The organism is Haladaptatus sp. W1 (assembly GCF_001723155.1).
Taxonomy (GTDB): domain Archaea; phylum Halobacteriota; class Halobacteria; order Halobacteriales; family Haladaptataceae; genus Haladaptatus; species Haladaptatus paucihalophilus.
On record NZ_MEIH01000374.1, the window covers coordinates 14,750 to 28,966 of the forward strand.

General features: G+C 54.4%; 14 protein-coding genes. 10 read left to right on the forward strand and 4 right to left on the reverse strand.

Annotated elements, in window-relative coordinates; translation table 11 throughout:
- Positions 1–7 precede the first annotated feature (7 nt).
- The 8 genes from BG842_RS22705 (at position 8) to BG842_RS22745 (ending at position 8,150) form a co-directional block, all read left to right on the forward strand.
- Complete coding sequence (locus BG842_RS22705) at positions 8–970, forward strand: ABC transporter permease (RefSeq protein WP_026177984.1); 963 nt, start codon at positions 8–10, stop codon at positions 968–970.
- Between the two features lies 1 nt (position 971).
- Positions 972–1,982, forward strand: a complete 1,011-nt coding sequence (locus tag BG842_RS22710; protein ID WP_069452584.1) for an ABC transporter permease — start codon at positions 972–974, stop codon at positions 1,980–1,982.
- On the forward strand, positions 1,979–3,022 hold the full coding sequence (locus BG842_RS22715) for an ABC transporter ATP-binding protein (protein ID WP_069452585.1): 1,044 nt from the start codon (positions 1,979–1,981) through the stop codon (positions 3,020–3,022). The genes BG842_RS22710 and BG842_RS22715 overlap by 4 nt, the downstream gene beginning before the upstream one ends.
- Positions 3,015–4,121, forward strand: coding sequence for an ABC transporter ATP-binding protein (locus tag BG842_RS22720; RefSeq protein WP_069452586.1), 1,107 nt, complete (start codon positions 3,015–3,017; stop codon positions 4,119–4,121). Before BG842_RS22715 ends, BG842_RS22720 begins: the two co-directional genes overlap by 8 nt.
- Positions 4,118–4,324, forward strand: coding sequence for a hypothetical protein (locus BG842_RS22725; protein WP_007980775.1), 207 nt, complete (start codon positions 4,118–4,120; stop codon positions 4,322–4,324). The genes BG842_RS22720 and BG842_RS22725 overlap by 4 nt, the downstream gene beginning before the upstream one ends.
- 877 nt (positions 4,325–5,201) lie before the next feature.
- A complete protein-coding gene (locus tag BG842_RS22730; RefSeq protein WP_069452587.1) occupies positions 5,202–5,882 on the forward strand; it encodes an IS6 family transposase in 681 nt (226 codons plus the stop codon).
- 985 nt (positions 5,883–6,867) lie between these two features.
- A complete protein-coding gene (locus tag BG842_RS22740) occupies positions 6,868–7,749 on the forward strand; it encodes a ParA family protein (protein ID WP_069452588.1) in 882 nt (293 codons plus the stop codon).
- Positions 7,746–8,150, forward strand: a complete 405-nt coding sequence (locus BG842_RS22745; RefSeq protein WP_069452589.1) for a hypothetical protein — start codon at positions 7,746–7,748, stop codon at positions 8,148–8,150. The genes BG842_RS22740 and BG842_RS22745 overlap by 4 nt, the downstream gene beginning before the upstream one ends.
- A 499-nt stretch (positions 8,151–8,649) precedes the next feature.
- Here the strand turns inward: BG842_RS22745 and BG842_RS32855 are convergent, their stop codons facing one another.
- Both BG842_RS32855 and BG842_RS32860 read right to left on the reverse strand, forming a co-directional pair.
- Positions 8,650–9,240, reverse strand: coding sequence for a hypothetical protein (locus tag BG842_RS32855; protein ID WP_342764825.1), 591 nt, complete (start codon positions 9,238–9,240; stop codon positions 8,650–8,652).
- Entirely contained in the window at positions 9,218–9,913 is a 696-nt protein-coding gene (locus BG842_RS32860) for an AAA family ATPase (RefSeq protein WP_342764826.1), read from the reverse strand. The genes BG842_RS32855 and BG842_RS32860 overlap by 23 nt, the downstream gene beginning before the upstream one ends.
- A gap of 1,544 nt (positions 9,914–11,457) precedes the next feature.
- Here BG842_RS32860 and BG842_RS29310 point away from each other — a divergent pair.
- Positions 11,458–11,685: a hypothetical protein gene (locus tag BG842_RS29310; RefSeq protein WP_069452590.1), complete on the forward strand. Its 228-nt coding sequence runs from the start codon at positions 11,458–11,460 to the stop codon at positions 11,683–11,685.
- Positions 11,686–11,813: 128 nt separating this feature from the next.
- On the opposite strand, the gene BG842_RS22760 is transcribed toward BG842_RS29310, so the two are convergent.
- Together BG842_RS22760 and BG842_RS22765 are read right to left on the reverse strand one after the other, a co-directional pair.
- The gene (locus tag BG842_RS22760; RefSeq protein WP_069452592.1) at positions 11,814–12,101 is read right to left on the reverse strand and encodes a hypothetical protein; all 288 of its coding nucleotides are present in this window, start codon (positions 12,099–12,101) and stop codon (positions 11,814–11,816) included.
- A 197-nt stretch (positions 12,102–12,298) separates the two neighbouring features.
- The gene (locus BG842_RS22765) at positions 12,299–12,565 is read right to left on the reverse strand and encodes a hypothetical protein (RefSeq protein ID WP_254663408.1); all 267 of its coding nucleotides are present in this window, start codon (positions 12,563–12,565) and stop codon (positions 12,299–12,301) included.
- An 841-nt stretch (positions 12,566–13,406) separates the two neighbouring features.
- Between BG842_RS22765 and BG842_RS22770 the strand changes: the two genes are divergently transcribed.
- Complete coding sequence (locus BG842_RS22770) at positions 13,407–14,186, forward strand: PHP domain-containing protein (protein ID WP_069451308.1); 780 nt, start codon at positions 13,407–13,409, stop codon at positions 14,184–14,186.
- The last annotated feature ends 31 nt before the right edge of the window (positions 14,187–14,217 follow it).

Genomic DNA, 14,217 nt, shown 5'->3' on the forward strand with positions numbered 1-14,217 from the left:
GATGAGCATGGGACGCTACGTCGCAAAACGCCTGCTGCTGACGATACCAGTCCTGCTCGGCGTCAGCGTCGTGGTGTTCGCGCTGGTTCACCTCGCGCCGGGCGGCCCCGTTCGCGTGATGCTCGGGCCGCTCCAAAACGAAAAGCTCGTCAACCAGATTCGACACGATATGGGGCTGGATAAACCGGTGTACGTCCAGTACGGGCTGTGGATGGTCGATGCCATACAGGGTGACTTCGGAACGTCCTGGACTGTCCAACAGGGAGCGCCGGTGACGGACCTCATCGTGGAGCGACTGCCGCTGACGGTCGAACTGTCGATACTCAGTATGATAATGGCGATACTCATCGCCATTCCGACCGGCATCATCAGCGCCGTTCGCCAGGACCGAATCGAGGACCACGCGGCGCGCATCGCCGCGCTGACCGGCATCTCCATCCCCGATTTCTGGTTGGGGATCATCCTCATCATGGTGTTCGCGGTCCAGTTCTCCTTCCCGTGGGCGACGGGCGGGTGGACGCCGCCGTGGGTCGACCCGGTAGCGAACCTTCAGCAGTTGGTACTGCCCGTGATCACGCTCGGGACGGCCTACTCCGCGCTCATCGCGCGGATGATGCGCTCCGAGATGCTCGATACGCTCAACCAAGACTACATCAAAACCGCGAAGGCGATGGGAATCAGCGGCCGCGAAGTGATACTGAAAGACGCCTCCAAGAACGCACTCATCCCGGTCGTCACCGTCATCGGCGTCGGTCTCGGCCAACTGATGAACGGGGCGATTCTGACGGAGACCGTGTTCAATCTACCGGGCGTCGGAAAGCTCCTGATACTCGCCATCGACCGGCGGGATTACCGCGTTATCCAGGCACTCATCCTGTTCATCTCGATGGTGTTCGTCTTCGCGAACCTCGCGGTCGACGTACTGTACGCCTACCTCGATCCCCGAATCCGATACGACGGGAGGAACTGATATGGCAACGAAAGACCACGCAGAGACGGACACGTTCGACGCTGGGTCGGCCCCCGGAACGCACCACTCGCAGTTCCAGATGTTCTGGAAGGAGTTCCGGCGCAACAAGCTGTCGATGATCGGCGGTGCGATAATCGGCACGATGGTCCTCCTCGCGTTGTTCGCTCCCTACGTCGCCCCGCACGACCCGACCGTACAGTTCGAGGCGCCCGAGGGCGAGCACAACCCGATGCCGATGGGTACCAAGATGATCGTCGAAAACGAGAACGGCGACGCGGTCGGAACGATGACCGCGTACCTCGGGACGGACCATCACGGCCGCGACATCCTCTCGCGCATCCTCTACGGTTTGCGTACCCTGATGACGGTGTCGCTCGGCGTCGTCTTCTTCGCCATGCTCATCGGCGTGAGCGCGGGTGCGATAGCCGGGTACTACCGGAACTCGTGGATCGACGAGATAATCATGCGGTTCATGGACATCCTCTTCTCGTTCCCGAGCCTCATCCTCGCCATCGCGGTGCTGGGCGTCTTGGGCGTCGGGGAGACGGAGTACGGGTCGTTCGTGCTTCCGAACCTGCTGAAGATAATCATCGTCATCGGCGTCGTCTACATTCCGAGTTTCGCCCGCGTCATGCGCGGCTCCGTACTCAAGGAGATGGAAGAGGATTACATCGACGCCGCCAAGGCGCTCGGGGCGAGCGACCGACACATTCTCGTGAAGGACATCGCCGTGAACACGCTGCCCACCGTCGTCGTTCAGGGCACGCTGTACATGGGAACGGCCGTGCTGGCGAGCGCCGCGCTGTCGTTCCTCGGCCTCGGTATCCAACCCCCGAAGGCGAGTCTCGGGTTGATGCTGTCGAACGCCCGCGGCTACCTCTACAGCGGCGAGTGGTGGTACTCGGTGTTCCCGGGCGCGATCATCGTGCTCACCATCCTCGGATTCAACCTGCTCGGTGATGGGCTCCGCGACGCACTCGACCCGCGATACACGGAGGAGACGAGAGAATGAGCGACCCGATACTGTCGGTTCACGACCTCGTCACCCGGTTCTACACGGACGAGGGAACGGTGAAAGCCGTCGACGGCTCCTCGTTCGACCTCCACGAGGGCGAAACCCTCGGCATCGTCGGCGAGAGCGGGTCCGGAAAGAGCGTCACCGCGCTCTCCGTGATGCGACTTATCGACGACCCCGGACGCATCGAGAGCGGAAGCGTCCGCTACAACGGCGACGACCTGTTGGAGAAGAGCGAAGCGGAGATGCGCGCGATACGCGGCAACGAGATATCGATGATGTTCCAGGACCCGATGACGAGTTTGAACCCGGTGTTCACCATCGGCGAACAGATCCGCCGCGTCATCCTGCGGCATCAGGACGTCTCGAAGCAAGAAGCACACGAGCGGACCATCTCGCTCATGACGGACGTGGGCATCCCGGAACCGGAGGCTCGCGTCGACAGCTACCCGCACCAGTTCTCGGGCGGCATGCGCCAGCGCGCGCTGCTCGCGATGGCCATCTCCTGCGAACCGGACATACTCATCGCGGACGAACCGACGACGGCGCTCGACGTGACCATCGAGGCACAGATATTCGAGGTGCTCGACGACCTTCAGGAGAAGTACGGGATGAGCATCATCCTCATCACGCACGACCTCGGCGTCGTCGCCGGGACGTGCGACCGCGTTGCGGTCGCGTACGGCGGTCGAATCGTCGAACGCGCGGACGTGGACGACCTCTTCGAGAACCCGCGCCACCCCTACACGCGCGGGCTGATGCGTTCGCTACCGACGCTGCGGGGAGAGATGGACCGACTGGTCCCCGTCAAAGGCGACGTGCCGAACCTCGCCGCCCTGCCGTCCGGGTGTTCGTTCCATCCGCGATGTCCGCACGCGACGGACGCGTGTCGTGAGTACGACCCGGAACTGCGGTCGGTCGAACCGAACCGCGAGGCCGCCTGCATCCACGCCCGCGGATACGGCCCGATATCGAAGGAGATGGGGACCGCTCCACGTACCGAGGCCGCCACCGACGGAGGGGTGGTCGATGACTGACGCCCCGTTGGTGGAAGTGCGCGGCCTGCGCAAGCACTTCGTCCAGAACGACGGACTTATCGACCGCCTGATGGGCGCAGAGGAGCGCATCAAGGCCGTCGATGGCGTCGATTTCGAAATCGAACGCGGCGAGACGCTCGGTCTCGTCGGTGAGTCCGGAAGCGGAAAGTCCACGACGGCGCGGTCGCTCCTGCGCCTCGACGAGCCGACGGCGGGGACGGTTCGCTACGACGGAACCGACCTCACCGAGCTGTCCGCGGGCGAAATGAAAGCGATGCGAAAGCGAATCCAGATGGTGTTTCAGGACCCCGCGTCGAGCCTCAATCGTCGAAAGACCATCTCGCAGCTCCTCAAGCAGCCGATGGAAATCCACGGACTGTACGAGGGCGAGCGCGACGAGCGCGTAGACGAACTGATGGAAACGGTCGGCCTCCCGCCACAGTTCTCCAATCGGTATCCGCACGAGTTCTCGGGCGGTCAGCGCCAGCGCGTCGGTATCGCCCGCGCGCTCGCGGTCGACCCGGAGTTCATCGTCGCCGACGAACCCGTCTCGGCGCTCGACGTCTCCATCCAAGCCCAGATACTCAACTTGCTGATGGACCTGCAGGACGAGTTGGACTTGACCATCCTGTTCATCGCCCACGACCTCAGCGTCATCCGCCACTTCTGTGACCGCGTGGCGGTCATGTACCTCGGCGAAATCGTGGAGGTTGCGGACGGATCGGACCTCTTCGAGAGTCCGCAACACCCGTACACGAAATCGCTCCTCCGCGCGATTCCGGAACCGGACCCGGCCCTCGCCCGCACGCGAACCGCGCTGGAGGGAGAGGTACCCTCGCCGCTCGACCCCCCGAGTGGCTGTTCGTTCCACTCTCGCTGTCCGAACGCTACCGAGGAGTGCATGGCGACTGACCCGCCGCTGGAGGCGATTTCCGGGGCGAACGACGGCCACGAAGCGGCCTGCATCCACGTCGACGAGTTCGAGTACGGAACGGGATTTGTCGCCGAGGAGGCGGTCGTGGACGAGCGATTCAGCATCGAAGGCTTCGACCACGCCGACGAACCGGTCGCGGACGGCGGCCGGTCGGATAACGAATGAACGTCGCGCTGAAGCCGCTGATTCGGCTCGCAATCACGTTCGCCATCGTGTGGTTCTACAGCGCCTTGCTCACCCCCCTCGATGCCGGGCTTCGCTTCATCGCCATCGTCGTGCTCGCCATCCCGACGTGGCTCGTCGTGAGTCGGGCGCTCTTCGCGGACGACGACTGGTCACCGTTTCGGTTCCGCCGCGACGCGAAGTGACCGGAAATAGACCCGAACCGCTGTTTGGGTCGGAGGAAATCGTCGTGCTCCTGCTTAAACGATGAAAATTCGTCCGAGTGGCACTGCATAGTTTCGCTTCACCTCTACGGGTGTTTGCTCATCGAACGATCGATGCCGACATTGTCTCCTAAAGATGGAAAGTTCATTGAAATAGACGGATTTTCTACCCAATCTTCAAACTAATTGCTATAGTATCCAAACTGATAGCTCCGGGAAAATCTCCTCTTCCATGATATGTGGGGGGAACGGACTGCCGAGTACGGAGGATTCAGTCAGCGCGGATACTGTCATGTCTTGAGCTTTCTCTATTTGGCGCTGTCGCGAGTCGCTTTGAGCGGGTCTCTCATGTTGTCGAACCGAGTGACCGTCGTAAGATCTGGATGCTTCCCGCGACGCCCAACAGGCCTATAAGGACACCTACGATGCCGACACCGCCGAGATATTTTAGCTGTTCCTACCGGTAGCGGAAGTCGGAAAAAAGCCGAAGAAACTGAAGACGAACAATGCGAGGGGTTCGTGCTGGGTGAACGCCGAAAAGCCCCATAATCCCGAGAAATCCCAGAAAGCCGAGTTGCCACGATGGTTGATCGTCAGATCTGCTCGTGGTTGTGAGGCTCGTTGCAGGTTTCTTAGTTCGATTGGTTGCTCGTTTAGCAGCCAAATGTGAATCCGATCAATATGACATGAAAAGAATCACTGTCTGAGAGCAGTAAACAACGTTTTATTTTCAGCTACTCTATATCGGTACGTATTCATCGCAGATTTAGAAGTCGGACTCATCACCCCGAGTGATTGATGACTAGAGTGAACTGGCACTGTCTAGATAAGGACGAGCAGGTTGAAGAGCTAGTGATTCATGCTACTCTCAAACCTGCTCAAAAAGAGTTTAGAGACGGCTAAGCTTGAATGTTGGGAGCGTGAGCGGACGGCGACGCCCGTCAGGGCGTTCGCCGTCCGGCTCCACGCGACCGGTTGTTCGCTCAGGGAAACAAAAGGGATTCTCGCACTCCTCGGCGTAAAACGGTCGCATCAAGCAATTTTCCAATGGGTTCATCGGGTATCTGACAGCGTCTCCGACCCGCCGTCGGCGACGCCGACGCGGGTCGCGGTTGACGAAACCGCTGTCAAAATTAACGGCGAGTGGTCTTGGGTGTACGCTGCAATAGACATAGAAACAAAGTTACTGCTCGATGTCAAAGTGTTTGATCGGCATGGGACCGATCAAGCGGCTGCGTTTCTGTCTGGATTGGCCGAGAAACACGATCTCTCTGACACTGTGTTTCTCGTTGATGGCTACGGCTATCGGACTGTCCTCTTTCGAATTGGATTGAGCGGTCACCTTGACTATACCGAGCGAAACCTTATCGAAAAGTGGTTTCACACGCTCAAACAGCGTATCGACCGCTTTCATACCTCGTGGGTGGGCAGTCGGCCGAGCGTTCAGCAGTGGCTTGAACAGTTTGTGCATTACTATAACCATCAGCGACCGCATCAATCGCTCAACAACCGAACACCTGTCGAGGAGGAGCTAAACTAGACAGTGCCGAGTTGGCAGAGGGGACAGGACTCCCAGGGGAACATGTAGCGAGATTCAAGCAACTACTAGATGAAAAATCCGAGTTGGAACTCACGGAGACGATGGCCACGGTCTGTGGAGTCCATATAGCAGCATTTCGTGTATACCTCACCGTTCTCGATCATCCCCACAGCATGATCGCTGAAATCGCGGAAATTCTCAACCGTGATCAGAGTACGATTGGGAAGCAACTGCAACCGCTATATGAACAGGAGTTGGTCACTCGGTATCCACGCACTGTCAGTAGTGGTGGTGTCAGGTATTTGCATGTCGCTCAACCACTTGCAGAAACCACGGAGTGGCTACAACACGAGCTATACATGTGGACAGATGCAGTCATGGCACAACTATCACGACTTGACGCAAACTAGCATATGGGGTAAGTTTGGGTATATCGCTAATTGCGATGTGAGAAGTTCGTCCGATGTTCACGATTCGTAGAGTTCGTTGAACAGCCTTGTTTCTCGCCTCTGAACCGACGTAAGAAGACCACGTACTTTGAAAATCATGCGATGTTTGCAATTCGTGCGAAGTTTACGATTCGCGAATAACGGTTATACAATCCTGATGAGATGGTTGGAGCATAGGCACTCTCGAAGTTGACGAACTTTAGGATTCGTACGATGTTTACGGTTCGTACGACTCGTAGAATTCGTTAGGGGCAGCCTGTCTCTCAGCTTGTGAACTGGTGAAGGAGATTTTGTATAGTGAACCGTCTCAGGGTCAAGTCTCGAGGGGGGGAGGCCGTACGCTCTACCGGTAGACTTCGAACGATGTTTACGATTCTCGAGATTCGTACGATTCGCACATAACGTTTATACAATTCTGATGAGATGGTTGGAACAGAGGCACTCGCGAAGTTTACGAACTTCGAGATTTGTGCGATGTTTGCGATTCGTACGAATCGCACGGTTCGTGAAGTTAGTTGAGTGCAGGAGAATCAATCATGGCAGAGGAACACAACAGCGGAGAACCGCGCGCCGTTTCTGTCGGCGTACTCAAAGGCGGGTTCGGAAAGACAACGACGGCGATTAACCTCGCTCGTGAGTTAGCTCATCGAAACGGCTCAGCTCTCGTTGTCGACCTCGACGACAACGGCCACATGAGCCAGAACCTCGGATTCACAGAGCAGTATAGTGCCGAAGAGAATCACGCCGAAGCCGTTCTTATCAACGGTGAGGATCCAACGCAATACATTCAAACAGTAAGCCACGGGCTCGATATTTTCCCTGCCCACGTGCAACTCGAAGACGTCCAGAGTGGGCTAAAGGAAGCGACAATGGGAACGACACGACTCAAGGAGAATCTCATCAATCCGCTTCTCGGTGACAAGTACGAGTACATTGTGGTCGACTGTCCAGCAAATCGCGGGAAGTTGAACGACAACGCCATGTACGCAACAGGGAACATTATCATCCCCCTTCGCGCAGAGAGCGGGTATGAAAGCGGGCTCTCTAGCACTGTTCAACGGCTCGTTCAAGAAGCACGGCAGTACTTTGAGTTGAACATCCTCGCGATTACACCCACGGACTTACAAGATCGTATCGACCAAGATACCCGCGACCGGTCGCTCCTCAAGGAGATCAACAATCGAGATGGTGTTTCAAAGCTCGTACCGAACTATGCACGAATAACCAGTGATGATTGGGAAGCGATCGATCGAGGGAAACAAAACGGTAATCTGCCGGGGATTCGACACCGAGCGGCGATCGATCGTGCGCACGATGAAAGCGTTCCACTTCGAGACTACGATGAGACGTGCGATCAGCTCGAAGCCTACGACGAACTCGCTCAAATCGTCGAGCAGGGGAAGGTGGTGCATAAATGACAGCGTTTGACGATCTCGAAAATGCAATCAACGAGGGAACAGAGAAGACATCCACTTCGAGCAGTTCGTCCGAGTCTGGCGCATCGGAAGAATCGCAAACATCGAACGAATCGCACGAGTCGCACGAATCGAAAACATCAGAAGAACCAAAAGACCCACGAAAGACGCCTGCATTCGAGTTCTCTTCAAATCTACGACGGAGTATCTACACACGCGAAGAATCGTGGCAGGAGTTTGAGGATGCACGAGATTTAGAGATGACGCGAGAGTTGCGTGATGCTGGTGTCCGGAATCACGAGAGTCGTGAAGTTCACGATGCGATGGTTCGGTTAGCGGCGGAAAATCCCGAAAAGATGGCACAGTTAATCCTTGACGCACGCGGTGTCGACGAAGAACAGTAGCTAGGGGAGTGCTTCAGCACATTCCAAAAGCTCGTCCTCGGTCTGTCAAACACACAGGCGGCCTGCATCATCTAGAATATCAAAGATTGCAGTCTGCATTCCACGATACGGTTTCTCGAGATCGATGTTCATATCAACTTCATCAGGATCGATATCGGAAAAGTCACGCTGGAAAACAGCGTCTTTGTGAAATACCCTGCCCTACACGCTCGCTGACGCTCCCCCCTTAAGGCGGGCGAGAATGTCACAGTCGTTTAACCATTTGGGTGTTTAAACACCGTACGATTCGCACGAGTCGTGAGAATCTACCGACTCGTGAGAATCGCAGACATCGCAGCAGTCAGAAAATTTGGGAAATACGCTTACAGACCAGTTCTCGCCCGATCCGACGGAGAGCAAACTCGAGAATAAAACGATTCAAAGTTAGTATTGAATACTAACTTCAGCTGGTATAGATTATTTGAACCAGCAACAGCTTTCTTGAATGTTCAACGTAGAATCAGCTCCTTTGAAGATCAAACACGATATTCTGCTTCGTTTTTGGCTGTTCAAATACAGTATCGAGAACCATATCCGAGTCGCGCAAGAGGGAGTGTTCCCGATAGCTCCCTTCACTCTTGCCAGCACCAGTATGCCGATTTTCAGTGACGTCACTAAAGGCCCATTCCTTCAACAGTTCCAGCACTCGCTGGTGACTGAGGGGATCAGTTCCCTCACTCTTATAGACGTCTTCGTACACACGGTAGATCTCGCCTATGCTGAATGCTTGTTTCAGGGAAGATTTCTGGAGATAGGCGAGCGCGAATAGGACATATTTCGAATGGGGAGTCGATCCCCGAATTAGCTCTTGGAACCGCGACATTTCCGCATAATCCTGTGCTGCATCGACATGCTCCTCTGTGACACTAGAAACGCCATTTCGAGCAGCCAGCTTTCTAGCGCTCGAAAGGATTTCAATTGCTTTCCGTGCGTCACCGTGCTCATGCGCCGCAAGCGCTGCTACGCGTGGGATAACACCATCTTCGAGAACATCGGGTTGGAATGCATCTCGCCGTTTACTCAGAATTTCACGGATTTGCCCCAGCATCATACGGATGGAAGACGAGTTCATCGTCTTGGAAGCTGGACTTCACACGCTCGTCGAGATTCTCGTAATACTCAATTTTGTTGCTGATTGCAACGACACCGATATAGCAATCCGTTTTACCACTCTCTTCGGCTCTCGAGAGTTTGAATAATATCTCATCGTCACCCAGCTTGTCAATCTCGTCGATAATAGCAATGAGAACATCAGCATCGTCGAGAAGCGTATAGAGATAGTCCATATACTCACTAGATCCGATCCCCTTATCTGGAATATTGAGTGAGCGAGTAGACTGGAATTCAGCTTGTTGGGAGAGAGACCGAGCGACGCGAGTAATAGTGTTTGCTTGATCGCAATCAATATAGGCAGAAATGAGAGCGACGTCGTTAGTTTGGGCGATTGCTCGAACACGTCCAGTGACGTGTCGGGAGACTAGCGATTTTCCGGACCCTGTTTTCCCGTATACAATCGCATGTCCGGGTTGATCGCCGAAAACACCAGGTTGGAGCAACTCTTCTATATCTTTGATTTCCGCGTCACGACCAACGATGCGGTCGCTGTCAGGAACATAACCAATTCGAAGTAGCTCACGACGCGCGAAAATAGAGCCATTACGCTTGGTAAGTGGATCGTCAGCGAGATCTTCTGGATCCGGCGTGGGGATAGGATCGTTTGGCACGTTATTACAACTCATCAAGAAGGAGTATCTGAGTTCTACTGCTCCCCGGTTTTCAGTGAAAGGCGCGGAACGAGCATCGAGAGCGTGTGGATATGGACGGTTGGTGGTCAAAAAGCGACGAGAGACACCCCTCATTTTCAGTGAAAACAGTCGAGTGAGTACCTACTCGATTCGAGCAGAACACGAGAGCTTAAAAGCTGGGAAGTGAGTTCATTGTCAGACACCACACTTTCAGTGAAAAACACGACGAGTGCAACCGATTTTCACCCGCATAACCACGCCGCCAATATTACTCCTACCAGTAACTACTTATTACACATTCTAGTTAAACTAGTAGAGTAGTTGAGAATCAGCTAGCGGTTCTGTTTTCACTGAAAACGAGGGGTGTGGGGATTCGTCGGAAGTGTTTCAAAAGAAGATACAATGAGAGTTCCACGGGGCACCCGGCTCGTGGTACTTCACATCAATAGCTATGTAAAAACTATAGCCGATCAAATGGTACTACTTACCCCTCCTCGTCAGACACCACAGTTGCAAGTGAAGCTAGGAAGAGAGAGGCTAGTAAGAGATCAACAGTGCACAATTACAACCAAAGTGCTGATATAGTGTCTGACATATCACCATTTCAAGTCGAGTGTCGCTCTCACAAAGAGGAAACACCAACCCGGACCAGTGCTTCCAACCACGGGTTTCTTTATAGCCCCCTCCCACCCCACCGTTTCCAACTTCAGCGATAGACGAAACACAATACTCGAGGAAACAACGGAAGTGATAACGCACTAACCACTTTAGAGGGCCACTAGCCACTCTTTTATCGCTAGTACGGGTATGATTCCAGTCACTAATAAATAAATAAATCTTTCCTTAGTATAATATTCGATGTATAGCTGCTCCACTTGTTGTGGTGGTGAAGTTGGAAACAATGGGGGAGACTGGCTTAAAGATTGGAATAGATGGTTGGGTTGGAAACGAAGGTCTGACGTGCGTCAGACATATGATGGAAGTAGTGGGGTGTGTCCGTTTATATAGTTGGAAGAGACGGTATAGGGTGGTGTAACTGCTACGAAAGTCGGCACTATCTTTGAGTATCATACCATCTCCCTCTATTCTTCGAACCCTCCCCTTTCCATGGAACTGGTTTCATTTGTACTTCGATGGGGGGTATTTTCTCGAGATCGGCCACCATTGTCAATTCGATTGACCGGTTGGATCCGTCTTCCGTTGGTATAGTGTACTAACCCAAGAAAATTCGCTTTGGTGGATGCGCTCTGAACTCGGCGTTGTTCGTGAGAAGCGCTGGGCCGCGAATCCTCCCGTGTCTTCAGTTTTACTTCCGCGCTGGTTGGCTGATGTCTTTATCCGTCGGGTACCAAGTGTTGAGTGCAGTCAGCGTAACCCAGCAGGCAACGTGGGTTTTTGTGCCCAGACCAACCCATCCTCCCATGTCGTCTGCTCATTACCCCTTGTCATAATGAGATAGGTAGTGTCACGAGTAGACTCTGTCCGAGGGTTTACCTGTCGTGTCCTCGAATTTGGTGATACGAATGGGTCCAAACGAGATGTCGCCACTCACACCACTTGCGCAAGAAGCGCTTGATGCGCTCGCGAGCGCAATTCCATCTGGTGATGAACTTACTTACGAGCAAGCCTATGCCGTTCTGGCCGAGAAGGAAGATCTCGAGCGGCCTGCTGCCGAAGATATTATTGAACGGTTGTATAATAAGGGCCATGTCTACGAAGTCGAGGGAAAACTCCGACTCACGGATTTGTAGTATGTGAACTCCCTCGTCCTACGTGTTTCGGGCGTTACGGAAGGAGACTTAGCGCCTGCATTCGGATAAACCACGGAGAAAATGCTTCCAACAGTACGAAATGTTACTCGTTTTTCGAGAGTTGTAGCTTACTCGCCAATTTTCATTGCAGTGAGTCTCGTTCTAACATCGTCGATCTGCTCATCCCAGTTTTCAATGAACGCTTCCGTCTCATCAGTCGTGATTGCGCCCTGTTGTGTGGGCTCGATCAAATTCTCTTCTTCGAGTATTCGAAGCGAATAGCGTATTTCGTGATGGTCATAGCCCAATTCATTCGACATCTTCACAATCCCGATCGGTTCGTTGTTCACAACCATCTGAAGAACCTCCAAATGCCGGTCAAGCATATCAACCTCTTCTTCAACACCATCGATCATCGTATCTGGTCGCATGGAGCACGGCGAGATAACCTTTCTCACCTGTCTGTATTTCATTCTCAAATCCTGTCATCGCGGTTCGGATCGAGATTCTCCTGTTATCGTCAGGCCCTGAGCGGTTCGTAGACGAGGACGGTATTGTCGCTCCGAACTGTGACGAGATAGTCCTTGACTGTGAATCGCACCTCAACGTCGCTCTATTTCGATGCACTTGCTGTAATGATGTCTTCGAGCGCATCTGGGTCCACGTATTCGTACAGCGAGAGCGTGGTCTGGCCACCTGCCGGCTCGATCACATCAATGAGTGCTTCTACGACACCAGCAACAAGCTCTGAAGTCGATGAGTCGAAATCAATCGTCTCAGAGGCGACCAATGCGTATTGCGGTGGTGGATTCGGGCCAATGTGGTTTATGATGGACCCGAACCAACTAGTCGTTTTCGTTCTCATTGTGTCGCTGTTCATACTTTCTGCTAGCTCTCCAGAAACTTGAGTAACGGCTGCTTACCGCAGAACTCACTAGGTTGAAAGAAAGAGACGCTAGAAATTGAGTTCGATATACATAGCACGGTTATTTGACCGAATCATCTAATAAAATCAATCAATGTCTGATGAACTTATTTTATCCTTCGGGTCATTGGTGAAGATACGCTCTCACACTGGCCAGTACGATGCCATCGTCTGGCGCCATCACCCGACAATGGCTCGTGCTTGGGTGTGAGGGTTACCTCTCCCTTTCCCTCGCTGTCCGTTCCGATACGTGAGTGTCTCTATTGTTCAGTGATTTCTGTATTGAGCAGTCGGATTTCGGAAATCCGAATCGGAAACGGATAGCAGGTGCTGAGTTCCGCCAACACTGTCTAGCATCTTGGATCCAGACTGGCCGAATTGAACAGACCCCTTCAATATGGTCGGTCAAACTGTCGTAAACGGAGTGTGGTAACGGCTGTTATCTCCTCATTATTTTCATAACGACCAAGTCGAATCTATTCGTGTGAAAGATGCTCACGAAGCGGGTTTCGAAGGGTCATAGTAAAAGCCAGGTCGGAAAGATGAGAACTCAGTCAGCTGAGTTTGTCTGGGGAGTGGGAGCACTTTTGTCGATTCAGGAGAAATATCGACGGGTCCATTACCGACTTCGACCCACTGACTTCCACTGCTACCACTGACACCCGGTTTCATACACTGATATCCACTAATACCTACTAATAACAACTGAAGTTAACTGACACCTATCGACCCCAGCGACACTTCCACCGACATCGCCAGCGGATTTTATACCCGTCCTCGTCCACGTTTTCACCGAATGCGAGATTTTCACACTCACTCGAATTACTCCGACGGGACGTTCCTCTCCCGGATGGTCCGCGCCGCCGAGGAGGCGGGCCTCGACGGAATCGGGGTCACCGACCATTGTACAGTTTCCTCGCGCGAGTACACGAAGGACATCCGCGCGGCGAGGGGGTTCAATCTGGACGTCACCTACGAACGCCGTCGGCGCGCCATCGAATCGTTGCGCGAGGATGCCGACGTCGATATTTACGATGCCGTCGAAATGGACTACGACCCCCGCGACGAGGCCGAGATACGCCACTTCTTCGAGCGCGCCGACTTCGATTACACCATCGGCAGCGTCCACGACATCGCCGAGATGAATGTGCAGGTCCCCTCCAACTTCGAGAACATGTCCGACGACGAGTTGGACGGTATCGTGGACCGCTATTTCGAGACCCTCTCCGCCCTCGTCGAGTCCGAGTTGTTCGACATCGCCGCCCATCCCGACCTGATAGAGCGGACCCCCGGACTCCGCGGCCGCGCGACGGACGACCACTATCGACGGCTCGCCCGGACGTTCGCGTCGTCTCGAACCGTCCCCGAAATCAACGCCGGTCGCGCCCTGACCGACGCGGGTATCGTCCATCCCGCGGAGCGATTTTTCACGATTCTCCAGGAGTACGACGTTCCGTTCACGGTCGGCTCCGACTCACACTCCCCCGAGCAGCTCCGTCGCCGCCGCGACTTCTTCGACGACCACCTCGAAACGCTCGACATCGAGCCGATAGCGCCGCCGGGCTTTCAGGACTGACTCCGGGTATCTTCGCCGCCGTCGGTTGCTT

Coding starts and splice junctions, on each gene's coding strand:
- BG842_RS22720 (WP_069452586.1), top strand. CDS start 3,015: ATGACTGACGCCCCGTTGGTGGAAGTGCGCGGCCTGCGCAAGCACTTC.
- BG842_RS22745 (WP_069452589.1), top strand. CDS start 7,746: ATGACAGCGTTTGACGATCTCGAAAATGCAATCAACGAGGGAACAGAG.
- BG842_RS22710 (WP_069452584.1), top strand. CDS start 972: ATGGCAACGAAAGACCACGCAGAGACGGACACGTTCGACGCTGGGTCG.
- BG842_RS32855 (WP_342764825.1), bottom strand. CDS start 9,240: ATGATGCTGGGGCAAATCCGTGAAATTCTGAGTAAACGGCGAGATGCA.
- BG842_RS22770 (WP_069451308.1), top strand. CDS start 13,407: ATGCGAGATTTTCACACTCACTCGAATTACTCCGACGGGACGTTCCTC.
- BG842_RS22705 (WP_026177984.1), top strand. CDS start 8: ATGGGACGCTACGTCGCAAAACGCCTGCTGCTGACGATACCAGTCCTG.
- BG842_RS22715 (WP_069452585.1), top strand. CDS start 1,979: ATGAGCGACCCGATACTGTCGGTTCACGACCTCGTCACCCGGTTCTAC.
- BG842_RS22760 (WP_069452592.1), bottom strand. CDS start 12,101: ATGATCGATGGTGTTGAAGAAGAGGTTGATATGCTTGACCGGCATTTG.
- BG842_RS29310 (WP_069452590.1), top strand. CDS start 11,458: ATGGGTCCAAACGAGATGTCGCCACTCACACCACTTGCGCAAGAAGCG.
- BG842_RS22730 (WP_069452587.1), top strand. CDS start 5,202: ATGCTACTCTCAAACCTGCTCAAAAAGAGTTTAGAGACGGCTAAGCTT.
- BG842_RS22725 (WP_007980775.1), top strand. CDS start 4,118: ATGAACGTCGCGCTGAAGCCGCTGATTCGGCTCGCAATCACGTTCGCC.
- BG842_RS22740 (WP_069452588.1), top strand. CDS start 6,868: ATGGCAGAGGAACACAACAGCGGAGAACCGCGCGCCGTTTCTGTCGGC.
- BG842_RS22765 (WP_254663408.1), bottom strand. CDS start 12,565: ATGAACAGCGACACAATGAGAACGAAAACGACTAGTTGGTTCGGGTCC.